The sequence below is a fragment of the Psychroflexus maritimus genome (genome assembly GCF_011089875.1).
GTDB lineage: Bacteria > Bacteroidota > Bacteroidia > Flavobacteriales > Flavobacteriaceae > Psychroflexus > Psychroflexus maritimus.
Genome location: NZ_JAANAS010000002.1, coordinates 63953 through 89592, shown reverse-complemented (window position 1 = coordinate 89592; position 25640 = coordinate 63953). Strand labels below are relative to the sequence as shown.

The window sequence follows — 25640 nt, the reverse complement described above, 5'->3', positions numbered from 1 at the left end:
ATACTAACGGCTAGAATATTGTTATTGAAGTTTAATTAACACTTAATTCTGTTGATATTTTTCGCTTTTTGAAGACTATTTTTAAGCACTGATTATGGTCTAAAAAGCCAAATGCTAAAATTGCAGTAATCATTAAAGTAGGGATAGCAAAAGGCAAATAATCAACCGATAGCCAAAAAGTAAAAAGCGAATTAATTTTAATTTCCTGATCAGTAGATTGGTACAATACATTTACTTCTTGTCCTTCTTCAAAAAATTCGAAAGAAGCTTTAGGCCCTTCAAAATAGATAAGTTGATTATCATATTCAAAACTAATTACTGGAATAATTGTGGCGTATTTAGATTTCATTTCTTCGGTAGCTATTTGATTGACTGTTGAAGAATCAAAAAATTGAAATTCTTGCTTTACCACTTGACCTGTCAGTTTTTCTGATGTAAGATAAATAAATAAACGATCGGCTGAAATTCCAAACAACAATAGCCCTAAAACGCTAAAAAATAATTTCCTCCTGGTTAATTTAACTTGCATCATCTAAATTTTAACTAAAGTAAGTCAAGCTTATCAATCTTGATTCTAATTTGATAAATTATTAACCTATCATAGGCCTACAAAAACATTCTTGTTTGTTTTTTGTAAGCTATGTAAGCATTGAATTTAATACTTAATTGTTCTTCTTCATACTTGGCTTTAAAATAAATTAAAACGAAAAACAACAAAGCTACAAATAGCTGATAATAGCTTGTGTTAGCAACAGCCCAAGCTAAAAAGAAAAAAATGAGCCCGGTATAAATAGGATGTCTTGAATACTTGTAAACGCCTGTTGTTTTTAGTTGTGTTTTAGCATTAGGAGATGGAAATGGGGAAATTAGGTAATCAAAACTAATCATAGCTACCAAACTAAAGGCAAGTGCCATAAAAGCAACTAAGCGAAGTAAGACTATAAAATCCTTAGACAACATAAAGTAGCCCCAGTTGGTAGGCCATACAAAAGCAATAAAAAGGAGTAGTTGCCCACCGAGAAAAAAATAATTTTTCAAATCTTTTTTTTGGGGTGTGTTAGTCATGATGGTATGGTAAATTATGAAGAATGCTAAATGCACGATAAATTTGTTCAACAAAAAAAAGTCGCACCATTTGATGAGAAAAAGTCATCTTAGAAAGTGCAATTTTAAATTCTGATTGATTAATTACAGCTTCATCAAAACCGTAAGGTCCCCCAATAATAAAGCTTACTTTTCTTGAACCTAGGTGCTGTTTTTTTGCTATCCATTCAGAAAATTTCCTAGAAGTAAACTCCTTTCCATTTTCATCCATTAAGACCACATAATCAGAAGGTTCTAATTCTTTTAATATAAGTTCGCCTTCTTTTCTTTTTTGTTCTTTTTGAGATAAATTCTTGGTATTTTTTAAATCGGGGATTATTATCCATTGAAGTTTGGCAAAGCGTTGGAGTCGCTTTTCGTACTCTTTAATCAACTGAATTAAATCTTGGTTATCGGTTTTTCCGATCGCTATTATTTTTAATTGCATAAATTGAATTTCGATATATTTTATTTCAAATCATTAGAATACTGAGCTAGGATTTCTTTAGCCAATAAAATAATGTATTTTTGTATTCAGTAGGAGAAATGACAAATCACCTATCAACAAAAATAGATAATTCATGATAAGTGAAGTACAATTTAAACAAGAAATCGATTTAATTATCAAGAATGCACTTCGCGAAGATGTGGGGAGTGGTGATCATTCTTCATTGGCTTGTATTCCTAGTAATGCTAAAGGTAAAGCACATTTACTTGTAAAAGAAGATTGTGTTATTGCTGGACTTGACTTTGCTAATTTAGTATTTAAAGAAGTTTGCGAGCAACACAAAATCAATTTTATGGTAAAGGATGGCGATTGGGTAAAAAAAGGCGACATTGCCTTTGTAGTTGAAGCCAGTAGTCAAGAAATTTTAAAAGCTGAACGATTAGTACTTAACGCCATGCAACGAATGAGCGCAATAGCTACGAAAACAAGAAAATTTGTTGACCTACTAAAAGGCACAACAACAAAAATTTTAGATACCCGAAAAACTACGCCTGGATTTAGAGCGCTTGAAAAATGGGCCGTAAAAATTGGAGGTGGCGAAAACCATAGATTTGCTTTGTATGACATGATTATGCTAAAAGACAATCATATTGATTTTGCAGGCGGAATAGCTCAAGCTATTGAAAAAACAAAGCGTTATTTAGAAAAAAATCAGTTAAACCTAAAAATTATAGTTGAAGCTAGAGATTTAGCAGAAGTAAAAAAAATTTTAAAAGCAGGTGGTGTTTATCGCATTTTATTAGATAATTTTAATTACCAAACCACTCAAAAAGCAGTTGACTTAATCGGCAATCAATGCTTTACCGAATCTTCGGGAGGAATTACCTTAGAAACCGCGAAAAAATATGCACTATGTGGAGTAGATTATATTTCAAGCGGAGCTTTAACGCACTCAGTTTACAATAAGGATATGAGCTTAAAAGCATTATAATTATATGGCACGAGATGCAATTGATGAAACTATAAACAATATCCCAGTAATTAAGCAAGTTGCTTCACTTACAAAAAAAATAAAATTACCAAAAACAGAGGGTTTAAGTTTATATGAATTACTTAAACTCTATACGTTTGGAATTATTAAAGGAACGTTTTCTAGTAGAGCAAGCTCAATTGCTTTTAGTTTTTTTATAGCTATTTTTCCTTTTCTTTTATTCCTTTTAAACCTCATACCCTTTATCACATTTATAGATAATTTTCAAGAAGAATTATTATTTTTTATAGAAGAATTATTACCCCCGCAAACTTCTGGTTTTTTTGAAGATATTTTTCTCGATATAGCCAACAATCCAAGAGCTGGGTTGCTTTCTTTTGTGTTTATCTTATCTATTTTTTTGATGTCTAATGGAGTAAATGCTATATTTACAAGTTTTGAATATTCTTATCATACAGAATTTAATAGAAGCATCATCAGGCAATATTTTGTAGCTATGTTTGTAGCTATTATTATTGCTATTCTGTTATTAATTACGGTAATTTCAACTATATACCTTACCTATATTATAAACGATATAAAAGACATGGGGGTCTATTTAGACGATTTATATTGGATTAAATGGGGAAGGTCTATTATTTTAATTTTTATGTTGTTTGTAGGTATATCAATTGTTTATTATTTTGGTACACGAGAAAGTAAAAAATCAAAATTATTTTCGGTGGGCTCTTTTTTTACCACATTACTCATTATACTAACCACTTTTCTATTCTCCATTTATATTGAAAACTTTGCTAGTTATAACAAAATTTACGGCTCTATTGGAGCCTTACTTATATTGCTTTTTTACATTTGGTTGAATTCTAATATTTTTCTTTTAGGTTTCGAATTAAATGCTTCAATTTATAGACTAAAGCGAAAAATAAAAAAATAAATTTTTCTAATATGCGAAAAATATTACTAGTGATTTGTCTGTTTGCAAGTCAAAGCATACTTGCTCAATATGAAATCAAAGGAGTTAAAATTCCTTCAGAAATTAATACTAATGAAGTTAATTTAGCGCTTAAAGGCGCCGGAGTTAGGACGTTTTTATGGATGAATATGTATGTGGGTGGAATTTATCTTGAAGAAAGCCAAAAGATTACGCAGCAACTCATTGAAAAAGATGAAGACATGGCTTTACGTCTTCAAATTATGTCGAGTTTAGTTTCTAATAAGCGCATTATAGAATCCTTGGAAGAAGGATTTGCCAAAGGAGCTGAAAACGGATTAGAAAGTCTTCAATCTAGAATTGATCAATTAGTTGGTTTTTTTGATGAAGAAATCAAACCAGGTGATAGTATCGAGTTAATTTATAAAAAAAGTAGTCAATCCTTCACTTATGTATATAACAATGGAAAATTATTAGGTAAAATTGAAGGTTTCGACTTTAAAAAAGCTTTATTCGGTATTTGGATTTCGGATGATCCCGCCGATGAAAAGATGAAACAACAACTATTATCAGGCATTTAATAAACTAAGGAGATGAGTTTCTTTGTAGATGTAATTTTACCCTTGCCTTTAGAGCAGTTTTTTACTTACCAAACCAACGAAGCTGAGTTTGACCAAGCACAAGTTGGTCTTCGGGTAGCTGTGCCTTTCGGAAAATCAAAGGTTTACACTGGCATTATCATCAAAAAACATTATCAAAAACCATTGCATTATGAAACTAAATTTATAGAAGGAATTATAGACGATTTACCAATTGTAACTTTAAATCAATTGAAGTTATGGACCTGGGTAGCTAATTATTATTTGTGTCCTATAGGAGACGTAATGCGAGCCTCCATCCCTTCAGCATTATTGCTAGAAAGTGAAACCATTGTTGAAATAAACACGGAAATTAAAATCGATTTAGAGGAACTTTCTGACCATGAATACTTAATTGTAGAGGCGCTTCAGCAGCAGAAACATTTAAAACTTTCTGAAATAGCTAAAATTATTGACAAAAAAAATGTTTTCTCTTTAGTAAAAAAACTAAGTAGCAAGGAAATTATTAAAACTCAACAACAGCTTTATAAAAAGTACCAACCAAAGCTAGCTACCTATTTGCGAGTGCCCTCAAAATTTGAAAATCAAACTTTTTTTGAGGAGCAATTAGAAGCTTTATCAAGAGCTAAAAAACAGAAAGAAGTATTTCTTCAATTCTTTAAAATTCAATCGCAAAATAAAAAACCCATAACTTCAAAAACTCTTGAAGAAAAAGCAAATACTTCTAGAACTGTAATTAAAGCACTAATTGATAAAGCTTATTTTGAAGAATACTTAATTAAACAAGAGCGAGTAGATTTTAATCAAGAAAAAACGCGTAATAGAATTCAACTAGCCAACAACCAAGAAAATGCGCTGTATGAAATTCAAGCTAGTTTTGAAGAATATGAAGTAAGCTTGTTTCATGGGGTAACCTCTTCAGGAAAGACTGAAATTTACATGAAGCTTATTGAAGCTTACCTTAAAGAAGAAAAACAAGTCTTGTATTTATTACCTGAAATTGCTTTAACTACTCAATTAATTAAACGCTTACAAGCTTATTTTGGAAATCGCGCTTATGTTTTTCATAGTAAGTATTCTTTGAATGAACGCGTTGAAATTTACCAGAAGGTTTTAACTGAAAAAAAAGCTTGTATTGTTGTAGGAACTCGTTCAGCAATATTCTTACCATTTAAGCAATTAGGCTTAGTTATTGTTGATGAATCACACGAAACTAATTTTAAACAACAACAGCCTTCACCACGATATAACGCAAAAGATACAGCTATTATTTTAGCTCAACAATTTGGAGCCAAGACGCTTTTAGGCACAGCTACTCCAAGTCTTGAAAGCCTCTACAATGTTCAACAGAAAAAATTTGGCTACATCAGGTTAGATAAGCGTTACGGAGGAATTTTACCACCTGAAATAAATTTAATTGATTTAAAAGATAAGCGAAAACGTAAGCGAGTAAAGGGGCATTTTTCTGATACATTAATAAAAGCCATTCAGGAAAAAATTGAGGCAGGTAAACAAATTATTTTATTTCAGAATAGGCGCGGCTTCTCCCCTATTTTAGAATGTAATACTTGTGGCCATAGTCCGCAATGTCCAAACTGCGATGTAAGTCTAACTTTCCATAAGTTCAATAATTCACTTCGTTGTCATTACTGTAGCTACCAAATAGCTATGCAAACCAAATGTTTAGCTTGCAGCAGTACAAATCAAAGTACAAAAGGTTTCGGTACCGAGCAGATAGAAATGGAATTGCAAGAGTTATTCCCTGATATTCAAGTAGGAAGAATGGATTTAGACACAACGCGAGGGAAAAACGCCTATGAAAAAATTATAGGTCAATTTGAAAACCTTGAAATTGATATTTTAGTAGGAACTCAAATGGTTACCAAGGGCTTAGATTTTAAAAATGTTGGTCTGGTAGGGGTTTTAAGTGCCGATAGTTTATTAAATTACCCAGACTTTAGGTCGTATGAAAAGTGTTTTCAACTATTGGTACAAGTAGCAGGAAGAGCGGGTAGATTTGGAGAACGTGGCCAAGTCTTAATTCAAACTTATAATCCTTACCATCAAATCCTTCAACAAGTAACTACACAGGATTTCAAGTTAATGTATAAACAACAAATTTATGATAGGAAGGTTTATAATTATCCGCCTTTTTTTAGATTGATCAAATTCACACTTAAAAGCAGAGATTATAATTTAGTAAATGAAGCTTCAGATTGGTTTGCTAAATTTTTATACCACTATTTTAAAGAACATGTGCTAGGTCCTGAATTTCCAACAATTTCAAGATTAAAAAACGAATATTTAAAAAACATAATACTTAAGATTCCTCCCAAACAATCCTTAGATAAAACAAAGAAATATATTCAATTGGGTAAAGAAAAAATGAATGCCATTGCTAAGTTTAGGAGTCTAAAAATTATAATAGATGTAGATCCACAGTAAACTATTTTTCACGAAAGATATTTTCTTATATGAATAAAATCAGAAAATCTAATATTTATGAAAATTTAAATAGATTTTATTGATAGATTAATTAGTTTTGAAAAAAAATGATATGACTATTACACAACTTCAATATGTTTTAGCCGTTGCTGAATATAAAAACTTCACTAAAGCTGCTGAAAAAGTATTTGTTACTCAGCCTACCCTAAGTATGCAAGTCCAAAAGCTTGAAGAAGAGCTTGATGTGAAGATTTTTGATCGTGCAAAGAAGCCTATTGAACTAACAGAAGTTGGTAAAAATATTGTAGAACAAGCCAAAAATATAGTTAATGAAAGTAATCGAATTCAAGATATTGTTGACCAGCAGAAAGGTTTTATAGGCGGAGAATTTAAACTAGCTATTATCCCCACCGTAATGCCTACTTTGCTTCCCATGTTTTTAACCAATTTTATTAAAAAATATAGCAAAGTTAATTTAGTAATAAAAGAACTTACCACACCAGAAATTATTAAAAGTTTAAAAGACGGAAATCTAGATGCAGCCATTGCTGCTACCCCTCTTAATGAAGAAGGTATTTTAGAAAAACCCCTGTATTATGAACCTTTTATGGCTTATGTACCTGAAAGTCATCGCTTATATAAAGCCAAAGAAATCACCCCTGAAGATTTAGATCCAGACGAATTACTTTTATTAGAAGACGGGCATTGTTTTACAGATAACGTGTTAAATATATGTAAAACTAATAAACATTTACCCAACACAGATAAATTTAACTTAGAAAGTGGAAGCTTTGAAACACTCATAAAATTAACTGATGAAGGCTTAGGTATGACTTTACTTCCTTATCTTCATAGCCTCGACTTAAATGAGCAAGCAAAAGCAAAACTAAGAAACTTTAAAGCTCCTATTCCTTCTAGGGAAGTGAGTATTATTCATCATAAAAGCAGATTGAAAATTCAAATTATAGATGCCATGCATGAATTAATAAGTGCCATTGTTCGTGGAGCAATTCAGTTTCAAAACATAAAAATTATTAGTCCATTAAATAAGTAAATTTACTTTTAATAAATCTCAAATTTAACGAGTTAAATGCTTACTTATTATTGCTGATTTCTAGTTCCGCTTTCTTTTACTACTTCATGTTAATATTATTTCAATTCAACTTTGAGGAAGACTTATTTCTTAACTTTGAAGATTGATGCAAAATTCAATGGAAACAAAATTTCAAAAATTACTAAACAGACAAATAAAATTCTATGACCAAGAACGTTGGGATGACGTTTATTACCGAATTTCTTTACTCAAAAAATTAAAACTAACAATAGAAGAAAATGAGCAAGACATTGTAGATGCTTTATACAAGGATTTTAAAAAACCCGCTGTGGAAGCTTACGCAACAGAAATTTTTGTAGTATATAAGGAGTTGAATAAATTCATCAAAAAAATTAAATCTTGGCAATCGCGCAGCCTAAAATCACCTAGTTTAATCAACTTTCCTTCTACCGATTACATCTTGCATAAACCTTGGGGGCAATGCCTAATTATTAGTCCGTGGAATTATCCTTTTCAATTAGCGATTAATCCTGTAATTGCTGCATTAGCTTGCGGAAATACAGTAATGCTAAAACCCTCAGAATTTAGCCCTCATACTAGCCAAATTTTAAAAAAACTAATAGAAGCTGTTTTTCCGGAAGAAGTCGCTCAAGTTTGTATTGGAGATGCTAAAGTAGCTAGCGGTTTATTAAAGTTAAAATGGAACTATATTTTTTTTACAGGAAGTGTAAATGTGGGAAAAATTGTTGCCAAAGCTGCCGCTGAAAAGCTTACGCCTGTTACTTTAGAATTGGGTGGAAAAAATCCGTGTATAGTAGAGTCATCAGCTAAGTTAGCTATAGCTGCAAAACGCATTGTTTGGGGTAAATTTATAAATGCGGGTCAAACTTGTATTGCTCCAGATTACCTTATTGTTCATGAAAGTATAAAAAATCAACTCACCCAAAAAATCATTTCAGAAATCAGAAACTTTTACGGAGACCAACCAATTAACAGTCCTGATTTTGCAAGAATTATCAACAAAAAACACTTTGAACGACTGACTTCGCTTTTGAAAAACCAAAAAGAGATAAGCTTTGGCGGCAAATTTAATGAAGACGAATTATATATTAGTCCGAGTATCATTACTGATCCTAAACTGGAAGACCAGGTAATGCAGGAAGAAATTTTTGGACCAATTTTACCAATACTTTCATATACTGACGAAAACGAATTAAATTACATCATTAAACAACACGCCTCACCACTTTCGTTATATATTTTTACTGAAAATAGAGTTTTTGCAAAAAAACTATTGAATAAATATGAATATGGTGGAGCGGTAATAAATGATACTATTGTTCACTTTATAAATGAAAGACTTCCCTTTGGTGGTGTTGGTTCATCTGGCATGGGGCAGTATCATGGGAAATTTTCATTTGAAACTTTCACTAGAAAAACCAGCGTAGTAGATCGAAAAACTTGGCTAGACATTAAGCTAAAATACGCACCTTATGCAGGAAAATTAAATTGGCTAAAAAAAGTAAAAAAGTGGCTTACCTAACATGAAAATTCCCCACATAGACAAAAATGAATTAATTGAATTAGCCCATGCAAAAATGCATTTTGGTAAATTTAAGGGTAGATACTTGTCAGATTTACCCGAATATTACCTCATTTGGTATCAACAAAAAGGTTTTCCAAAAAACAAACTTGGACAACAAATGCAAGCAGTTACTGAACTAAAAGTAAATGGCTTAGAAAATATATTATACAAAATTAGAAACTTAAAATAATATGGAAGCACTTATCAAAAATCAAAAAAACGTTTTAGGTACAGCACTCCAAGCTTGTTCGTTTATCCCACTCACAGGAGCATTTAGAGACGGGTATTGCACGTTTGCTCCACAAGATTCCGGTTTACATATTGTGGCAGCTAAAGTGACTGAAGACTTTTTAGCTTGGAACAAGGCTCGAGGAAACGACTTGATTTCGCCTAAACCACAATGGAATTTCCCAGGGTTAAAAGAAGGCGATTGGTGGTGCATTTGTATGGGGGTTTGGCTTAAAAGTAAAGAAGCAGGTTTTGGAACCTTCCTAAAATTAGAATCCTGCCACGAAAAAATGTTAGATTATATAAGTCTTGAAGAATTAAAAAATTGGGCTTACGATAAACCTAATGAATCACATTAAATAGAAATACAAAATAAATCTCTTAGATTATTAATCGTTTTTCTAATTTTTAACTAAATTTGAAATATAAATATAATTCTTATTAAAATGAAAAAAAATATTCTTGCCCTTGGACTTTTGAGCTTGTTTTTAATGATGAGCTGTTCTTCTGATGATGACAGTAACAATCAAAACAATGATGACCCTACTCCAGAACCTGAAGTGAAAAATTACTTTCCTTCTGCGGAAGGAAATACTTGGTCTTATGAAAACAAAACTACAAGCAATGCAAACGAACAAACCGCAAATGAAGAGGTAAACGTTCAAGAAAATAATACCGAAGGTGATACCGAATTCTTTAGCTTGAACTCAACTTTAGATAATCCTCTTGCCCCAAGTGTAACTAATGTTCTTAGCAATGGCGAATTGTTTAAAACTGACCAGATTTTATTCCTAAATGGCGATATTGATTTAGGTTTTGATGCTGGTCTTGGTGACTTTGCGCTAGATTTAAGTCAAGTAGTGATTTTTGATGCTAACGCTAATCCTAATCAATTACTCTTTTCAGATTCAAATAGTTTTTCACAAGATTTTAATGGCATTAATCTATCAGTTGACTATGAAATTGTAAGTGAAAGTGGAGAACAATTTGATACTTTGGAGGTCAATGGTATTGTTTATGAAGATGTAATTAGTGCACGACTAGCTGTTAATTTAGAGGTAACCGCAGGACAATCAATATTTACTGTGGCAATTATAGAAGACCAAGAAGTTATTAATGCAACTCATTATTTTGCTAATGAAGTCGGTTTAATTAAAAGTGAGGTAGAAGTAAACATTGAATTTGAAGACTTAAGCGATTTACCCGTCGAAATTCCTGAAATTCCTAATACAAATACTTTAGTAGAACAAGGATTAATTAACTTTGATGTAGAACTTTAAGTAAAACGAATGAAAAAAATATTGCTGTTATTTTTAGTTCCTTGTTTTGCCATAGCCAATGATTACGAATTAATTACAAAGAAAGTAACCGTATTTCTTGCTGGTGCACAAATTTCAGCCCAAGCTAAAATTCAATTAAAAGAGGGAAATAACGAACTTATATTCTCTAATTTATCTCCGAATATTAACGCCAACAGTATTCAAGTAAGAGGTCTAAATAAAGCAAGTATCAACTCCATTCAATTTGATGTTACTTTTTTACAGCAACAAAAGGTTTCTGCTGAATTAAAAGATTTGAAAAGCCAAATTGAACTGCTAAAAGATCAAATTTCGTTGAAAGAAAGTCGTATTTCTGGTTTAGAAGCTGAAAAATCGGTCATGATTCAAAACAAAAAATTGAATTCAAATGAGGCTAATTCAAATTTAACTCAACTGAAAAACTATGCGGCTTATTACAGACAACGTTCAGAAGAAATTAATAATCAATTGTATCTACTTAAAAAAGAACGTGATGAGTTCCAGATAGAAATTGGAAGTATTCAACGTGAAATCAATAAGCTGGAAGGTAGAAACAGAAAATCTAGAGGTCAAATTAAATTAGTACTTAACAGTGAAATTTCACAGAGCTCTTCTTTAGAAATCACTTATTTGGTGAATGATGCTGGTTGGAATCCAAGCTATGAGTTAAGAGCTAAAAACACAAAATCACCTGTTAATTTTTTATACCAAGCCAATATTTATCAAAATACAGGAGACGACTGGAAAGATGTTGACCTTACCTTATCTACTGCAGATCCAATTCAACGTGGACAAAAGCCAACACTACTTCCCTATTTTTTGAACTTTAATAGACCTGTGCAAAGAAGTTTGAGCCTAAACAGAGCAAGTAATTATAAGTATAACCCAAATGTTAATGAGGTTAGAGGATTAGTAACAGATTCTTATGGGACTCCACTACCAGGAGTTGATATTCAACTTATTGGAACAAATACAAGAACCCAAACAGATTTCGATGGAAAATATAACATTGGTATTCCAAAAAACGCTAAAGAATTAGAGTTTAGATACCTAGGCTATCAAAATGAACGCTTACCCGTTTATGCGCAACAAATTAATCTGCGTATGCAAGCTTCTAGTGAGCAATTGAACGATGTAGTTGTTAGCGCTTATGGAGGTATAATGAAAAAACAATTGAATACTGCAGTTAGCAAAATTCAAAAAATTGAGCAACTAAGCGTAATGAGTTTTCAATTACCAAAAAAGTACAGTATTCAATCTAATGAAGAACCCTTAAAAGTGAAATTAGATCAGCAAAATTTGGATGCTGAATTTGAATATTATGTTGCACCCGTTTTAGATCCTACAGTTTATTTGACTTGTACACTTAAAGATTGGCAAACTTTAGATTTGCTACCAGGTGAAGCCAGTATTTATTTTGAAGATACTTATGTTAGCGTTATTTTTATCGATGCGAATGCAAGTGCTGATGAATTTTTGATTTCACTAGGCAGCGATCAAAACATTGTGGCTGAACGTAAACAAGTCAACAAGATGAAAAGTAAATCCTTTTTTAGAAGTAATCAAATTGTAGAAAAGGAATTTGAAATTAGCCTTCGAAATAATAAAAACACAAACATTGAAGTTAAATTAGAAGACCGATTACCTATTTCACAAAATAGCGACATCAAGGTTAGTGATGAAACTTATGATGGTGCTAAATTAGAAAAAGATACGGGGATTTTAACGTGGAATGTAGTATTGGAGGCAAAAGCAAAAAAGACACATAAATTTTCGTATAAAGTCACTTTTCCAAAAGGAGAAAGAGTGAATTTAGAACGATAGATTTTCGTTTCAAAATTAAAAAATATAATCGGCTTTAGATGTACAAATCCAAAGCCGATTTTTAGTTTAAACTAACTCGTTAAAATTATTCGCTAGCAGCAATCTCAGTTTGGTTTCTAAACACCAATTTACCGTCAAACTGATCGAGTAATACAATACTATCAGTTTTTACCTTTTCCGCTAAAATCTCTTTCGAAAGCTTATTTAAAACTTCCCGTTGAATTACTCTTTTTACTGGTCTTGCGCCGTATTGTGGATCAAAACCAATATGAGCTAAATGTTGCTTTGCTTCTTCAGTAGCATCTAAGGTTATTCCCTGCTTTAACAAAATTTTCTGAAGTCCTTTTAATTGTAAATCAACAATTTTTTTAATATCCGTTTTACTTAAAGGAGTAAACATGATAATGTCATCAATTCGGTTTAAGAATTCAGGTCGTACACTCTTTCTCAACAAGTTTAGAACTTCTTTTTTAGCTTTGTCCATAGCCTCATCTGCCGATTCAATGGCTTCAAATTTTTCTTGAATAATGTGGCTTCCCATGTTGGAAGTCATGATTATAATGCTATTCTTGAAATCAGCAACTCGACCTTTATTGTCGGTTAAACGTCCTTCATCAAGCACTTGCAACAAAATATTGAAAGTGTCGGGATGTGCTTTTTCAATTTCGTCTAAAAGCACTACAGAATAAGGTCTTCGTCTAACTGCTTCAGTTAATTGACCGCCTTCATCATAACCAACATAACCTGGAGGCGCCCCCACCAATCTAGAAACCGAATGACGTTCTTGGTATTCACTCATATCAATCCTAGTCATTGCGTTTTCATCATCAAACAAATATTCCGCTAAGGATTTTGCTAATTCGGTTTTACCAACTCCTGTGGTTCCTAAAAACAAGAAGGAACCAATAGGTTTTTTCTCGTCTTGTAAACCCGAGCGACTTCTACGTACAGCATCACTCACGGCTTCAATAGCTTCTTCTTGTCCCACTACTCGCTTATGCAGTTCATCTTCAAGTTTAAGTAATTTCTCACGTTCAGACTGAAGCATTTTGGTTACCGGAATTCCTGTCCATTTAGCAACCACTTCAGCAATATCATCGTAATTCACCTCTTCTTTAATTAAGGTTTGACCTGACTTTTGCTCTTCAACTTGAGTCTGTAATTTTTCAAGTTTTTCTTGTGCTTCTTTAACTTTCCCGTAGCGAATTTCAGCTACTTTTCCATAATCTCCGTCGCGTTCTGCTCGGTCTGCCTCAAGCTTAAAGTCTTCAATGTCTTTTTTGGTTTGCTGAATACTTTCCACCAAATCCTTTTCATTCATCCATTGTGCATTAATGCTATTTCTTTCTTCCTTTAGTTCAGAAAGTTCAGCCCGTAGATTTTTCAGCTTATTCTCATCATTTTCGCGCTTAATGGCTTCAATTTCTATCTCTAATTGCATGATTTTTCTGTCCAAAACATCTAATTCTTCTGGTTTTGAATTAATTTCCATACGCAATTTTGAAGCCGCCTCGTCCATTAAGTCGATGGCTTTATCAGGTAAAAATCGATTAGTAATGTAACGCTGTGAAAGCTCTACAGCTCCAATAATAGCATTATCTTTAATTCGCACCTTATGGTGAGTTTCGTATTTTTCCTTTATACCACGAAGTATTGATATAGCCGATTCAGTATCGGGTTCATCCACCACCACTTTTTGAAATCGTCGTTCTAGAGCTTTATCTTTTTCAAAATACTTCTGGAACTCGTCAAGTGTTGTTGCACCAATTGCGCGTAATTCTCCCCGAGCTAAAGCGGGTTTGAGAATATTAGCTGCATCCATTGCACCTTGTCCCCCACCTGCACCAACTAGCGTGTGAATTTCATCAATAAATAACACGATATCGCCAGAACTTCCTGTTACTTCTTTAATAACTGACTTTAAGCGTTCTTCAAATTCACCTTTGTACTTAGCACCCGCAATTAAAGCCCCCATATCTAAGGAGTAAATCTTCTTAGACTTTAGGTTTTCAGGTACATCACCAGCAATAATTCGGTGAGCTAAACCTTCAGCAATAGCCGTTTTACCAGTTCCAGGTTCTCCAACTAACATTGGATTATTTTTGGTTCTTCTAGATAAAATCTGGAGAATACGCCTAATTTCCTCGTCTCTTCCAATTACCGGGTCTAATTTCCCTTCTTCGGCTAATTGATTTAAATTTTTTGCATATTTATCAAGCGAATTATAAGTATCTTCTGCACTTTGCGAAGTGACTTTTTCGCCTTGACGAAGTGATGCAATGGCTTCATTCAAGTTTTTTTCAGAAACCCCTTGATCTTTTAAAATCTGGGCCGCTTTTGAATTTGATTTAAAAATTCCTAGGATTATATGCTCAATTGAAACATACTCATCACCTCCCTTCTTAGCTTGTATAGAAGCCTCGTTTAATGACTTGCCTGCTTCTCTTGAAAGCATTAAATCACCTCCGCTTACTTTTGGAAGACTTTCTAAACTTTTATCTAAAATTTGCTGAAACAAGGAAGTGTTTACTCCTAATTTTTTCAATAAAAAAGGAAGTACATTTTTGTCAACAATACTAATAGCTTTCATTAGGTGCTCGTTCTCAATCTGCTGATGACCGAGTTCTTGTGCAATTTGCTGTGCTTGTTGAACAGCTTCTTGCGATTTAATTGTGAAGTTATTAAAATTCATTTTTATTCTATTTTATAATTTAACCCATTAACCAGTTTTCAATAAATATGCCCGAATTAAAATACGCCATTTTGTCTTAAATTATTCAAAAATTAATGACTTTTTGACGCTAAAAAGTAAGAAAAAATGAAGAAAGTAACTTGATGATTCGGTTTTTTACAATTAGATTTATATCACTTATTGCAAAAAAGATTACCTTTGAAAATAAAAAATGAGTTTCTTAAATCGTTTATTTTCAAGGAAAAATAAACCAAAAACACCTACTAATGAAGAGCAAAAAGCATCTCCTTGGTTAACGATTACAAAACATGAACAGATTGATTATTTAAAAGAACTATCTAAGCAAAATTTAGTGGTTATTTTTAAACACTCAACCCGATGCGGAATTAGCAGTATGGTTTGGAATAGATTTCAAAACAATAAATATTTAGAACGTGAGGACGTTAAGTTTTTTTACCTAGACTTGTTGAGCTACCGAGATATTTCAACAGAAATTGCTCATGAATTTCAAGTACTTCATCAATCGCCTCAACTAATTATTTTAAAAAATCAAAACTTAGTCCATCACAGCTCACATTCAGCCATCAATCCTAGTGTGTTAGAGCAGTTTTTAGACTAATTTTAGTCTCACATCAAAAGCTACAAAGTTTATTTAATTTTACTTTCCAACAGCATTAAAACTCAAATTTAAAACCCTGTTAAGCAGTTCCTATGTCTATAAAGTAAAGGAGTTGAAGCAAGTTATTTTGAAAGTCAAATTTTTTATTTAAATTTACTCCATCAATTTAAACATCTTCATCTATGTTAGTTAAATTATACGGAAGTGCAGTCTTTGGTGTCGAAGCACAAACCATTACCATTGAAGTAAATACAGTTAGAGGTATTGGTTACCATTTGGTTGGATTGCCTGATAATGCTATTAGAGAAAGTAGTTACCGAATTCAAGCGGCTTTAAAAAACAATAATTTTGAATTTCCTGGCAAGCGTATTACCATAAATATGGCACCAGCCGATTTGCGAAAGGAAGGCTCTGCTTACGATTTAAGTATAGCTTTAGGAATTATGGGGGCTTCTTCTCAGTTAGAAACCGAAAAGCTTGACCAATACATTATTATGGGCGAACTTTCTTTAGATGGTGGGCTTCAACCCATAAAAGGTGCTTTACCCATTGCCATAAAAGCCAAAGAAGAAGGCTACAAAGGTTTTATCCTTCCAATTCAAAACGCAAAAGAAGCGGCCATTGTTGACGGACTTGATGTACATGGAATTGAAAATATATCTGAGGTTGTCGATTTTTTTAATAAAGGAACTGAGTTAGAAAAGACCACGGTTAACCTCAAGGAATTATTTTATGAAAATTTGGCTCATCCAGAATTTGACTTTGCTGACGTGAAAGGTCAAGAGTCTATAAAGCGCTGTATGGAAATTGCCGCCGCTGGTGGTCACAATATCATTATGATAGGTCCCCCAGGTTCGGGTAAAACAATGTTAGCCAAACGTTTACCAAGTATTTTACCCCCAATGTCTTTAGACGAAGCTTTAGAAACCACCAAAATTCATTCAGTAGTAGGTAAAGTGAAGGAAAATGTGGGGTTAATGTCTGAACGCCCATTTAGAAGTCCGCATCATACCATTTCTGATGTTGCTCTAGTTGGTGGCGGGACTTATCCCCAACCAGGCGAAATCTCTCTTTCACATAATGGAGTTTTGTTTTTAGACGAATTACCTGAATTTAAACGCACTGTTTTAGAAGTTATGCGCCAACCTTTAGAAGACCGAGAGGTAACCATTTCGAGGGCAAAATTTACAGTCACTTATCCGTCAAGCTTTATGCTAGTTGCTAGCATGAATCCAAGTCCAGGAGGTTATTTCAACGATCCAGAAGCACCAGTTTCTTCTTCGCCTGCTGAAATGCAACGTTATTTAAGTAAAATTTCCGGCCCACTCTTAGACCGAATTGATATTCACATAGAAGTAACCCCAGTTCCATTTGATAAATTAAGTGACGAGCGAAAAGGTGAATCTTCTGTTGAAATTAGAAAACGAGTAACCAAAGCTAGAGAAATACAAACTCAACGCTTTAATTCTACTGAAAAAATTCATTACAATGCTCAGATGGGAGTTAAACAAATAAGAACCTTTTGTGCGCTAGATGAAGCTTCTAAAACCATGCTTAAAACAGCTATGGAAAGACTTAATTTATCAGCCAGAGCCTATGACCGAATATTAAAAGTAGCGAGAACAATAGCTGATTTAGAAGCTAGTGAACAAATTCAAACTACCCATATCAGCGAAGCTATTCAATACAGAAGTTTGGATCGAGACGGGTGGTTAGGATAAATTTAAGATGTAAATAAAAACAAACAACGGATTTTATTTTTTTAAATGTACTTGCAAGGCAGACATAAAATTACGCAAGTATTGATCCTGTAAAACACGGTATTGAGCTTGATCTGGATTTCTTAAAAAAGCACTTAGCTCATTTTTGCTAACTTTCTTTCCTTTAGACTTGAATAATTTTAAAATATCATCACTGGTTAATTGATAAGCTATTTTCAGTTTTTTTAAAACATCGTTGTTTTCTAATTCAGTTTCCAAGGGCGGTTTAGCTCCCGGTTTTTTGCCGCGTTTTATGTTGATGAGTCCATTTAAAAAAAGAGCTAATTCAACATCAGTGATCATTTTAAACTCAGGTTGGTCTTCTTTCTTTTGCCAAGCTTTTATAACTTCCTGTTCAACTTTAAAATCAACCTCATTAAACACATCAATCAATTGTAAATTTGTAAAATCTTCTATAAATCGAATACGTTTAAAAACATCGTTATTAGTCATTTTATTTTTTTCGTAAAAATAAGAAATAAAAATAACGAAAATCTAAGTTTAAAGCTTATTTCTTTTTAGAGAATTGACACAAAAACATAGCAATTTACTTCTTCAATTTAATTGAACAGCTACATGTTTAAATAGGCAAAGAGTTCTTCAAAAGTGAAAAGATTTTGTTCTCCACTTCGCATGTTTTTCAAGGTAAATTTGTTGGCCTGTAACTCAGATTCGCCAGCTAAAACTACAAAAGGAAAATTTCGCTTGTTGGCGTAATTCATTTGCTTTTTCATTTTAGCAGCATCAGGATACAATTCTACGGCTACACCCTTCGCTCTTAAATGATGAACTGCCTGCAAACAATACATTGCTTCTTTTTCGCCGAAATTAATAAATAAAGCTTTACTACCTGTAGCTAAGCTTTCAGGAAACAAATTTAGTTGTTCTAAAACCAAATAAATACGATCTAAACCGAAAGAAATTCCAACTCCTGAAACATCTTTTAGTCCAAAAATGCTGGTCAAATCGTCATATCTTCCGCCTCCACCAATGCTTCCAAGTTTTACCTCTTCAGGGGGGGCTACTTCAAAAATACAGCCGGTGTAATAATCTAATCCGCGGGCAAGTGTAATATTCAAAACAAGGCTGGCCGATTTCAAAGGCATTTTTTCAATGGCTTGAGCTATGAATTGAAGTTCTTCAATACCTTGTTTACCTATTTCAGAAGCTGAAAGTAAATCACTTAAAACACCTAATTGTTCTTCAAAGTTACCGCTAGCTTCAAAAATGGGCGAAAGCTGATTAATAGCCTCTTGAGTAATTCCTTTGGCTAACATCTCCTCCTCTACTCCTTTTCTACCTATTTTGTCTAATTTATCTAAGGCCACGGTGAAGTCAATTAGTTGATGAGTAGCACCAATGATTTCTGCAATTCCCGACAAAATCTTCCGGTTATTCACCTGAATCTTAACGCCTTTGATTTTTAAATTGGTGAACACATCGTCGTAAAGATGAATAAAATCGATTTCCTGAAAAAGGCTTTTGCTTCCAACCGCGTCAGCATCACATTGATAAAACTCACGATAGCGGCCTTTTTGTGGGCGATCTGCGCGCCAAACTGGCTGAATTTGGTAACGTTTAAAGGGAAAGTCAAGTTCGTTTTGATGCATAACCACATACCTTGCAAAAGGAACGGTTAAATCATAACGCAAAGATTTTTCAGTAATTTGAAGCCCAAGCTTTTGAATATCTTGGTTTTTATAATCTTCAGGATTAGTCTTTTTTAGGAAATTTCCGGAATTCAACAGCTTGAAGATAAGTCGATCGCCTTCTTCACCATACTTCCCCAATAAGGTAGAATTATTTTCAAAAGAGGGAGTTTCAATGGCTTGAAACCCATATTTTTTAAAGTTTTTGGTAACTACTGACTTAATGTACTCTCTGCGTTCAACTTCTAGGGGAGAAAAGTCGCGAGTTCCTTTAGGTAAGCTTGGTTTTGTGGCCATTGATTCAAAATTTAGCAGTTCAAATGTTATTTTGTAGGTTGAATGATTTTCTGAAAATACTGGTATAAATCGCCTTTAGTTATTCTTGCACCTTGTTTTACAAGTGCAAAGATATCTTTATTTCGGTCTTCTGTAATGGGTTTTTGAGAAGTGTATAAATTAACATCTTCATTCATTAAGTTATTGCGCAGCCAATTGTATCCTTCCGTAGTTTGTAAATCAACCGCTTGATTATCCAATTTAATTCCAATTAGGTCAATTACTTCTTCTTGAAAATGGAAGAGAAAAATATGCTGAGGAGAAAAATGTTCTATGTATTCTACTTTATTCAGTACACCTTCCCAAACTAAATCGCTAAATAAGTCTAATTCTTCTTCAGCCACTTTAGGTTGGTCAGTTTTAATTTTATCCCATTCTTCTTTTGTAATTTGCTGCGAGGCTAAAAAACGAGCAAATTCTTCGTGCAATTCCTCTAACTGTTCGCGCGTTAAACGTTCGTATTTCATAGGTTAAATATATAAAAAAAGCCCACTCATGGAGTAGGCTTTTAACAATGTGTTATTGAATTATGCTTCACCTACCACATCAAAAGTTAAATCTGAAATAACTTCTCTGTGAAAACGGATTTTAGCTTCGTATTGTCCAAGACGCTTAATGTTGCCTCCAAAGATAGAAATGAATTTTTTATCCACTTCAACACCTTCTTTTGCAAGAGCATCACTTAAATCTTGTGTAGTAATACTACCAAATAATTTATCATCTTTACCTGCTTTAGCAGCAATTTTCAAATCTTCAATCTTATTTAATGTCTCAGCTTGTTGCTTTGCATCATCAATAATCTTTTCTTCTTTGTGAGCACGTTGTCTTAGGTTTTCAGCCAACACTTTCTTAGCAGAAGGAGTAGCTAAAACAGCAAGTTTTTGTGGGATTAAGTAGTTACGTCCATAACCATTTTTAACCTCAACAATATCATCGGCAAATCCTAATTTTTCAACGTCTTTTTTTAATATAACTTCCATAATTATTTGCCTTTTATTTTAATAAATCACCAACGTATGGCATTAATGCTAAATGACGAGCTCTTTTAACCGCTTGAGAAACTTTTCTTTGGTATTTTAAAGAAGTTCCTGTAAGTCTTCTAGGTAAAATTTTTCCTTGCTCATTTACAAAATCCATTAAAAAATCTGGATTTTTGTAATCTACATACTTAATTCCAGCTCTTTTAAAACGGCAATAACGCTTTTTAGATTTTGTTTCAATGTCTAAAGGCGTTAAATATCTAATCTGGCCGTCATTTTTTCCTTTTGATTGTTCTTCAATTGTTGCCATAATTACTTCTTGCTTGATTTAATTCTACTTTCTCTTTCTCTTGCCCAATCTACAGCATCACGATCTAGTTTTACCGTTAAGTAACGCATTACACGTTCGTCACGTCTAAACAAAACCTCAAATTCGTCAATGGCTACGCCATCTACTTGAAATTCTAATAAATGGTAAAAACCACTTTTTTTGTTCTGTATTGGGTAAGCTAATTTTTTCAAGCCCCAATCCTCTTTGTTAACCATTTTGGCTCCTTTTGAAACAAGGTAATCTTCATACTTCTTTACTGTTTCCTTTATCTGATCTTCAGATAAAACGGGATTCAAAATGAAAACAGTTTCATAATGATTCATATTTCTACATTTTTAATGAGGTGCAAAAGTAAGCTTTTTCTTGAAAATGAGAAATTTATTTCAGAAAAATAAAAAGGCTACTACAAAGTCTATCAAATTTGCCTGTTCAAGCGGGTTTTAGGTTTCAACTTATTATAATTATAGGTCGTTTTTAGAATAACTTCAATCACTTTTTATGGTTTCAAATAGGTTGAAAACAAGCACTTCTTTGTTTTGGTGACTTAAGGCTTTTCCTATTTAAACTTACGCATCTATTTACACATTTGTAAAGCCTCTAAAAACAGGGCTTTTAGTTCTTCAGGTAAATAAATTTTATGAGATTCAATTTCAACCTCTGTTTTATACAAAGTCATTTGAACCAAAACCCTCGCATTTAGCGCTTGTAAACTCATTAAAAGGGACTGCATAGCATATTTTCCTCGTGGCTCATGTGGTGTGAAGGTTATTGGTATAACTTTTTTTTGATGAAATTCTCCTGAGGCTGTACACCACTCCAAAAGACTTTTTAAACAAGCAGGGATATTATTACTGTATTCTGGCGTAGCAAATAAGACTAAATCGGCTGTTGAAATTTTATCCTTTACCAACTTGATTTCATTTGGAGAACCAGTTTCTAGTTTTTTTGGCGAAAAAAGACTTAGTTCTTCCAATCCTTCAATAACTTCAACTTCAGTTTGGTCTTTCCATAAATCAGCAATGGCCTGAAGCAAATAATAATTACCGCTCAAACGACTAGCAGAACCTGAAATAGCAAGAATTTTCATCAGTTAAATTTAAAAAAAGTTTCAAGCTTATCTAAGGATAAGCTTGAAACTTTTATGGAGGGAAGATAAATAAAGGCTTATGCTCCCCACTCTTTTAATGAGTCTTTATTCATTTTAACATAATCATCGTTACCCGCTTTTTCAGCAGCTTTCATAGACTCCTTAGCCAATTTAATTGCTGATTTTTTATTTCCAGCTTCGGCGTGTATTAAAGATTGTAAACGCAACATCCAGAAAGGCTTTTCGTGCATTTGCTTCATAGCGGTATCAATCCAATCTTTGGCTTGATCAAGGTCTTTTTTAGTTTCAAAATAGTAAGCAGCTGCTTGGTAATAATCCCTAGCTTCAGGCTCATTCGCCATTACCTCCTTTATCGAAGCTTCTACTTTTAAATCGGTTGGTACTTCAATTGGAATATCAACGCGTGTGTTTTCCCATTCTAGCTGTAAATGAGCGGTATTGGTTGTAATCGAGTTGAAATTAATACTAAATGTTTCTATAAAATTATTAATTTCTTTTCGATTCACTTGTGCAACAGCAACAACTTTATCTTCTTCCCATTTTTCAGGTAAGCCCCAATTATCGGTATCGCTGTATAAGTAAACTTTCCACTGGTCAGGTTTAGGTTTAGAAAAAATTGCATACTTTCCTGCTTTCACCTCTTGACCACCAAAAATAATAGCGTCATCAAATTCAATGAGGGTGTTTAAGTTGGCTCCTGTGCGCCATTTTTTTCCGTAGGGTACTAGATTACCAAACACAGCTCTATCTTTTGCAGAAGGGCGTGCATACTCTAGCTGAAACTCTGTTAAACCAATAGTTTGAACAATTTTTGTTGAGGTAGAGGGTTCTGGAGTTTGCAATTGAGCAAAAGCTCCAAAAACAACTAAATACATGGCAATAAAAAATACTTTTTTCATAGGTTTTGAATTATTTTAGAAGCAAATATTATGAATATTCAATTATTATTGGTTATTTTGAGGAAAATTTAAATAAGTTTTTTCATGAAATTAAAAATATCCCTTTTAACCTTATTAATTAGTGTAATTTGTTTTGGGCAGTCTAGGAACTATTTTCAAGAGGCAAGTCCTTATGATTTACACGACGATTTAATCAATTACAGTTCAAAAGTTAAAAAGTACGATACCTACTTCTTAAATGTAGGTGAATTAAGTGATTTTTTAGCTGCGGCTCCCAACCGGTTTAGTAATGAGGAATCTTCTGTTGTTGCTAGTTTCCCTGATGCAAATGGAAACATGAGTAAGTACTTAATGTATGAAGCTAGTTCATTTTCTGATGAATTAAAAGCTAAATTTCCTAACATCAAAACCTATGTAGGAAAAAATTTAGACCAGAAAGCAACTAGCATTAGAATAACAATTACACCACACGGATTTTATGGCTATATTACAGGGCAATCAGGCTCAACATATATTAATCCTATGACAAGTAATGGCGAATATTATATGGTTTTTAATAAGTCTTATGCTACTAATGATGAAGAAACTAGAGGTATTTGCGAACTTTCAGGTAATGAAGATATTGAAATTGATTTTGACCAGTTAGCATCAGAAAGCCTTTCGTCAAATTTAATAAATGATAGCTACTTAAGAAAATATAGGTTGGCATTAGCTTGTACATCTCAGTATGCTAATTTTCACTTAAATGAAGCTGGAGTAGCAAGTTCAGCTCCTGATAGTGAAAAACTAGAAACGGTGCAAGCTGCTATGGCTGTTAGTATAGATCGCGTAAATCAAATATATGAACGAGATTTTTCAGTTACCTTAGAGTTTATTGACGATAATGAAGATTTAATCCAGTTGAGTATAGTTAGCGACCCCTATTCTAATAATAACGGTGGTGCAATGCTTGGGCAAAATCAAACCGAAATTGATAATGAAATTGGTTCTGCAAATTATGATATTGGTCACGTTTTTAGTACAGGTGGTGGTGGAATAGCTGCATTAGGAAGTGTATGTAGCTTTAGTGGTAAAGCTCAAGGTGTAACTGGGCTTCCTTCTCCTGTAGGAGATGCTTATGACGTAGATTATGTATGCCACGAAATTGGACACCAATTTGGAGCAACTCACACACAAAACAACAACTGCCAAAGAACTTCATCAACAGCAATGGAGACAGGAAGTGGAAATACTATTATGGGTTACGCTGGAATTTGTCCTCCAAACGTTCAAAACAATAGTGATGATCACTTCCATTTTGTGAGTGTCTTTCAGGTAGAAAATACAATAACAGGGGCTAGTGGGAATTGTGCTGAGGAAATTAGCATTGCTAACAATCCTCCTACTTTAACCGTTCAGACCAATCATACCATACCCTACGGAACAGCTTTTTTCTTAGATGCAGAAGCTACTGACAATGAGGGAGATGATTTAACCTATAATTGGGAACAATTAGATCCTGAAGTTTCAGCGCAGCCACCGCAAAGTAGTTCTTCGCAAGGACCAAACTTTAAATCCTTCCCTAGTTCGGTAGAATCAATTAGATTTTTTCCTAGGTTTGAAACTGTGCTTTCAGGAAGTTTATCCTCTACTTGGGAAGTAATTCCTAATGTATCAAGAACTATGGATTTTAGTATTTTGGTAAGAGATAACAACATAGTTGGTGGCCAAAGTGCTTCTGATGTTGTAACGGTAAATGTTGCAAATGTTGGTCCTTTTGAGGTAACAAGCCCTGGATTATATGAAGTTTTTGGTAAAGGTGAGCAAGAAGAAATTACATGGAATGTGGCAGGAACTACTGCTAATGGAATCAATGCTTCTCAAGTAGATATCTTCTTTTCTACAGATGCTGGTCAAAATTTTGAACAAATTGCAGATAACGTACCTAACAATGGAAGCTATCTTTTTAATGTACCCGAAGAATTAGAAACTGATTCAGCTCTAATTTTAATACAAGCTGCAGATCAAATTTTTTATGCTGTCTCTCCCGTGTTTAGTGTTTCTGAACCTTTTGAATTTGAGTGTTCTGAGTTTGAAAATACCACAACTGTTAACATTCCTGATAGTGAAGGTGCCGAACAGCCCGGAGCAGTATTGTCTTCTACCATAGAGGTTGATGTGAATGACGATCTTGAACGATTACGCGTAGGGGTTGATATAAGTCATGCCTGGATTAACGATTTAGTGATTACTTTGATTGGTCCTAACGGACAGGAAGTTGTACTTTTTGACCGAGAATGTAACGATGAAAATGGGATTAATGTATTATTTTCAGATGATGGTAGTGCTATTCCTGGAAGTTGTCCAAATCCACTTTCTGGAATTTTTTCTCCAAGTAACGGACAGCTTTCTGCCTATGAAGGAGGTGGGTCTTTAGGAACTTGGACACTAGAAATTCAAGATTTTTGGAATCAAGATACTGGAACATTAAATTCATGGTACTTAGAAATGTGTGGAGAAAATCTTTCTATTAATGAAGAAGTAACTTCAGAATTTTCAGTATATCCTAATCCAAGTAACGGAACCTTTAATCTTCGCTTTTCTTCTGGTTTAGATCAAAATGCAAAAGGTAGAATTTACGATATTAATGGAAGACTAATTCAGACTATAGATTTAGGAAATCAAACAAGCTCAACTGAAGTTCAATTGGAAAATGCTTCTTCTGGAATCTATCTAGTTGAAATTGAAAATAACGGCTCAAGAACAGTAGAAAAACTTATTGTAAGATAGTTTTTTTGAAT

25 protein-coding genes are annotated in these 25640 nt (G+C 33.3%); 13 read left to right on the top strand and 12 right to left on the bottom strand.

From position 1 onward, the window contains the following. Positions 1-31: 31 nt before the first annotated feature. The 3 genes from G7034_RS01600 to rlmH all read right to left on the bottom strand — a co-directional run bounded on the left by G7034_RS01600 (position 32) and on the right by rlmH (position 1531). Positions 32-529, bottom strand: a complete 498-nt coding sequence (locus tag G7034_RS01600) for a hypothetical protein (protein WP_166399213.1) — start codon at positions 527-529, stop codon at positions 32-34. Positions 530-606: 77 nt separating this feature from the next. Next, a complete protein-coding gene (locus G7034_RS01595) occupies positions 607-1038 on the bottom strand; it encodes a methyltransferase family protein (protein WP_166399212.1) in 432 nt (143 codons plus the stop codon). 19 nt (positions 1039-1057) lie between these two features. Continuing rightward, on the bottom strand, positions 1058-1531 hold the full coding sequence (gene rlmH / locus G7034_RS01590) for a 23S rRNA (pseudouridine(1915)-N(3))-methyltransferase RlmH (protein WP_166399211.1): 474 nt from the start codon (positions 1529-1531) through the stop codon (positions 1058-1060). A gap of 133 nt (positions 1532-1664) precedes the next feature. Between rlmH and nadC the strand changes: the two genes are divergently transcribed. The 10 genes from nadC to G7034_RS01540 all read left to right on the top strand — a co-directional run bounded on the left by nadC (position 1665) and on the right by G7034_RS01540 (position 12486). After that, the gene (nadC, locus tag G7034_RS01585; protein ID WP_166399210.1) at positions 1665-2522 is read left to right on the top strand and encodes a carboxylating nicotinate-nucleotide diphosphorylase; all 858 of its coding nucleotides are present in this window, start codon (positions 1665-1667) and stop codon (positions 2520-2522) included. Between the two features lie 4 nt (positions 2523-2526). After that, positions 2527-3456: a YihY/virulence factor BrkB family protein gene (locus G7034_RS01580; protein WP_166399209.1), complete on the top strand. Its 930-nt coding sequence runs from the start codon at positions 2527-2529 to the stop codon at positions 3454-3456. 11 nt (positions 3457-3467) lie between these two features. Continuing rightward, entirely contained in the window at positions 3468-4034 is a 567-nt protein-coding gene (locus tag G7034_RS01575) for a chalcone isomerase family protein (protein WP_166399208.1), read from the top strand. Positions 4035-4046: 12 nt separating this feature from the next. Then, on the top strand, positions 4047-6497 hold the full coding sequence (priA, locus tag G7034_RS01570; protein WP_166399207.1) for a replication restart helicase PriA: 2451 nt from the start codon (positions 4047-4049) through the stop codon (positions 6495-6497). Positions 6498-6609: 112 nt separating this feature from the next. Further along, positions 6610-7551 carry a LysR family transcriptional regulator gene (locus G7034_RS01565; RefSeq protein ID WP_166399206.1) on the top strand — a complete coding sequence of 314 codons (942 nt, stop codon included), beginning with the start codon at positions 6610-6612 and terminating at the stop codon, positions 7549-7551. A 157-nt stretch (positions 7552-7708) separates the two neighbouring features. Then, complete coding sequence (locus tag G7034_RS01560) at positions 7709-9094, top strand: aldehyde dehydrogenase (RefSeq protein ID WP_166399205.1); 1386 nt, start codon at positions 7709-7711, stop codon at positions 9092-9094. A gap of 1 nt (position 9095) precedes the next feature. After that, on the top strand, positions 9096-9326 hold the full coding sequence (locus tag G7034_RS01555) for a DUF3820 family protein (RefSeq protein WP_166399204.1): 231 nt from the start codon (positions 9096-9098) through the stop codon (positions 9324-9326). Position 9327: 1 nt separating this feature from the next. Further along, entirely contained in the window at positions 9328-9723 is a 396-nt protein-coding gene (locus G7034_RS01550; RefSeq protein WP_166399203.1) for a DUF2237 family protein, read from the top strand. 87 nt (positions 9724-9810) lie between these two features. Continuing rightward, on the top strand, positions 9811-10644 hold the full coding sequence (locus tag G7034_RS01545) for a hypothetical protein (RefSeq protein ID WP_166399202.1): 834 nt from the start codon (positions 9811-9813) through the stop codon (positions 10642-10644). A 9-nt stretch (positions 10645-10653) separates the two neighbouring features. After that, positions 10654-12486: a DUF4139 domain-containing protein gene (locus G7034_RS01540; RefSeq protein WP_166399201.1), complete on the top strand. Its 1833-nt coding sequence runs from the start codon at positions 10654-10656 to the stop codon at positions 12484-12486. Positions 12487-12571: 85 nt separating this feature from the next. Here the strand turns inward: G7034_RS01540 and clpB are convergent, their stop codons facing one another. Next, entirely contained in the window at positions 12572-15178 is a 2607-nt protein-coding gene (clpB, locus tag G7034_RS01535) for an ATP-dependent chaperone ClpB (RefSeq protein ID WP_166399200.1), read from the bottom strand. Between the two features lie 211 nt (positions 15179-15389). Between clpB and ytxJ the strand changes: the two genes are divergently transcribed. After that, on the top strand, positions 15390-15797 hold the full coding sequence (ytxJ, locus tag G7034_RS01530; RefSeq protein WP_166399199.1) for a bacillithiol system redox-active protein YtxJ: 408 nt from the start codon (positions 15390-15392) through the stop codon (positions 15795-15797). 182 nt (positions 15798-15979) lie between these two features. Then, positions 15980-17518, top strand: coding sequence for a YifB family Mg chelatase-like AAA ATPase (locus G7034_RS01525; protein WP_166399198.1), 1539 nt, complete (start codon positions 15980-15982; stop codon positions 17516-17518). A 33-nt stretch (positions 17519-17551) separates the two neighbouring features. On the opposite strand, the gene G7034_RS01520 is transcribed toward G7034_RS01525, so the two are convergent. The 8 genes from G7034_RS01520 to G7034_RS01485 form a co-directional block, all read right to left on the bottom strand. Then, positions 17552-18010, bottom strand: a complete 459-nt coding sequence (locus G7034_RS01520) for a YehS family protein (RefSeq protein WP_166399197.1) — start codon at positions 18008-18010, stop codon at positions 17552-17554. A gap of 119 nt (positions 18011-18129) precedes the next feature. Then, positions 18130-19503, bottom strand: coding sequence for a histidine--tRNA ligase (gene hisS, locus G7034_RS01515; RefSeq protein WP_166399196.1), 1374 nt, complete (start codon positions 19501-19503; stop codon positions 18130-18132). A 26-nt stretch (positions 19504-19529) separates the two neighbouring features. Continuing rightward, on the bottom strand, positions 19530-20009 hold the full coding sequence (locus G7034_RS01510) for a DUF6495 family protein (RefSeq protein ID WP_166399195.1): 480 nt from the start codon (positions 20007-20009) through the stop codon (positions 19530-19532). Between the two features lie 60 nt (positions 20010-20069). Then, entirely contained in the window at positions 20070-20522 is a 453-nt protein-coding gene (gene rplI, locus G7034_RS01505) for a 50S ribosomal protein L9 (protein WP_166399194.1), read from the bottom strand. A gap of 13 nt (positions 20523-20535) precedes the next feature. Further along, the gene (gene rpsR, locus G7034_RS01500) at positions 20536-20832 is read right to left on the bottom strand and encodes a 30S ribosomal protein S18 (protein WP_166399193.1); all 297 of its coding nucleotides are present in this window, start codon (positions 20830-20832) and stop codon (positions 20536-20538) included. A 2-nt stretch (positions 20833-20834) separates the two neighbouring features. Then, a complete protein-coding gene (gene rpsF, locus G7034_RS01495) occupies positions 20835-21176 on the bottom strand; it encodes a 30S ribosomal protein S6 (RefSeq protein WP_166399192.1) in 342 nt (113 codons plus the stop codon). A gap of 251 nt (positions 21177-21427) precedes the next feature. Continuing rightward, on the bottom strand, positions 21428-21940 hold the full coding sequence (locus tag G7034_RS01490) for an NADPH-dependent FMN reductase (RefSeq protein WP_166399191.1): 513 nt from the start codon (positions 21938-21940) through the stop codon (positions 21428-21430). A gap of 77 nt (positions 21941-22017) precedes the next feature. Further along, positions 22018-22860 (bottom strand): DUF2911 domain-containing protein, encoded by an 843-nt coding sequence (locus G7034_RS01485; protein WP_166399190.1) that lies wholly within the window; start codon positions 22858-22860, stop codon positions 22018-22020. Between the two features lie 84 nt (positions 22861-22944). Here G7034_RS01485 and G7034_RS01480 point away from each other — a divergent pair, with 84 nt between their 5' ends. After that, entirely contained in the window at positions 22945-25629 is a 2685-nt protein-coding gene (locus G7034_RS01480) for a reprolysin-like metallopeptidase (RefSeq protein WP_166399189.1), read from the top strand. Positions 25630-25640 lie beyond the last annotated feature (11 nt).

Excerpts from the sequence above, each read along its gene's own strand:
- G7034_RS01600 (WP_166399213.1), bottom strand. The coding sequence starts at position 529 with ATGCAAGTTAAATTAACCAGGAGGAAATTATTTTTTAGCGTTTTAGGG.
- rlmH (WP_166399211.1), bottom strand. The coding sequence starts at position 1,531 with ATGCAATTAAAAATAATAGCGATCGGAAAAACCGATAACCAAGATTTA.
- nadC (WP_166399210.1), top strand. The coding sequence starts at position 1,665 with ATGATAAGTGAAGTACAATTTAAACAAGAAATCGATTTAATTATCAAG.
- G7034_RS01580 (WP_166399209.1), top strand. The coding sequence starts at position 2,527 with ATGGCACGAGATGCAATTGATGAAACTATAAACAATATCCCAGTAATT.
- G7034_RS01575 (WP_166399208.1), top strand. The coding sequence starts at position 3,468 with ATGCGAAAAATATTACTAGTGATTTGTCTGTTTGCAAGTCAAAGCATA.
- priA (WP_166399207.1), top strand. The coding sequence starts at position 4,047 with ATGAGTTTCTTTGTAGATGTAATTTTACCCTTGCCTTTAGAGCAGTTT.
- G7034_RS01565 (WP_166399206.1), top strand. The coding sequence starts at position 6,610 with ATGACTATTACACAACTTCAATATGTTTTAGCCGTTGCTGAATATAAA.
- G7034_RS01560 (WP_166399205.1), top strand. The coding sequence starts at position 7,709 with ATGGAAACAAAATTTCAAAAATTACTAAACAGACAAATAAAATTCTAT.
- G7034_RS01555 (WP_166399204.1), top strand. The coding sequence starts at position 9,096 with ATGAAAATTCCCCACATAGACAAAAATGAATTAATTGAATTAGCCCAT.
- G7034_RS01550 (WP_166399203.1), top strand. The coding sequence starts at position 9,328 with ATGGAAGCACTTATCAAAAATCAAAAAAACGTTTTAGGTACAGCACTC.
- G7034_RS01545 (WP_166399202.1), top strand. The coding sequence starts at position 9,811 with ATGAAAAAAAATATTCTTGCCCTTGGACTTTTGAGCTTGTTTTTAATG.
- G7034_RS01540 (WP_166399201.1), top strand. The coding sequence starts at position 10,654 with ATGAAAAAAATATTGCTGTTATTTTTAGTTCCTTGTTTTGCCATAGCC.
- clpB (WP_166399200.1), bottom strand. The coding sequence starts at position 15,178 with ATGAATTTTAATAACTTCACAATTAAATCGCAAGAAGCTGTTCAACAA.
- ytxJ (WP_166399199.1), top strand. The coding sequence starts at position 15,390 with ATGAGTTTCTTAAATCGTTTATTTTCAAGGAAAAATAAACCAAAAACA.
- G7034_RS01525 (WP_166399198.1), top strand. The coding sequence starts at position 15,980 with ATGTTAGTTAAATTATACGGAAGTGCAGTCTTTGGTGTCGAAGCACAA.
- G7034_RS01520 (WP_166399197.1), bottom strand. The coding sequence starts at position 18,010 with ATGACTAATAACGATGTTTTTAAACGTATTCGATTTATAGAAGATTTT.
- hisS (WP_166399196.1), bottom strand. The coding sequence starts at position 19,503 with ATGGCCACAAAACCAAGCTTACCTAAAGGAACTCGCGACTTTTCTCCC.
- G7034_RS01510 (WP_166399195.1), bottom strand. The coding sequence starts at position 20,009 with ATGAAATACGAACGTTTAACGCGCGAACAGTTAGAGGAATTGCACGAA.
- rplI (WP_166399194.1), bottom strand. The coding sequence starts at position 20,522 with ATGGAAGTTATATTAAAAAAAGACGTTGAAAAATTAGGATTTGCCGAT.
- rpsR (WP_166399193.1), bottom strand. The coding sequence starts at position 20,832 with ATGGCAACAATTGAAGAACAATCAAAAGGAAAAAATGACGGCCAGATT.
- rpsF (WP_166399192.1), bottom strand. The coding sequence starts at position 21,176 with ATGAATCATTATGAAACTGTTTTCATTTTGAATCCCGTTTTATCTGAA.
- G7034_RS01490 (WP_166399191.1), bottom strand. The coding sequence starts at position 21,940 with ATGAAAATTCTTGCTATTTCAGGTTCTGCTAGTCGTTTGAGCGGTAAT.
- G7034_RS01485 (WP_166399190.1), bottom strand. The coding sequence starts at position 22,860 with ATGAAAAAAGTATTTTTTATTGCCATGTATTTAGTTGTTTTTGGAGCT.
- G7034_RS01480 (WP_166399189.1), top strand. The coding sequence starts at position 22,945 with ATGAAATTAAAAATATCCCTTTTAACCTTATTAATTAGTGTAATTTGT.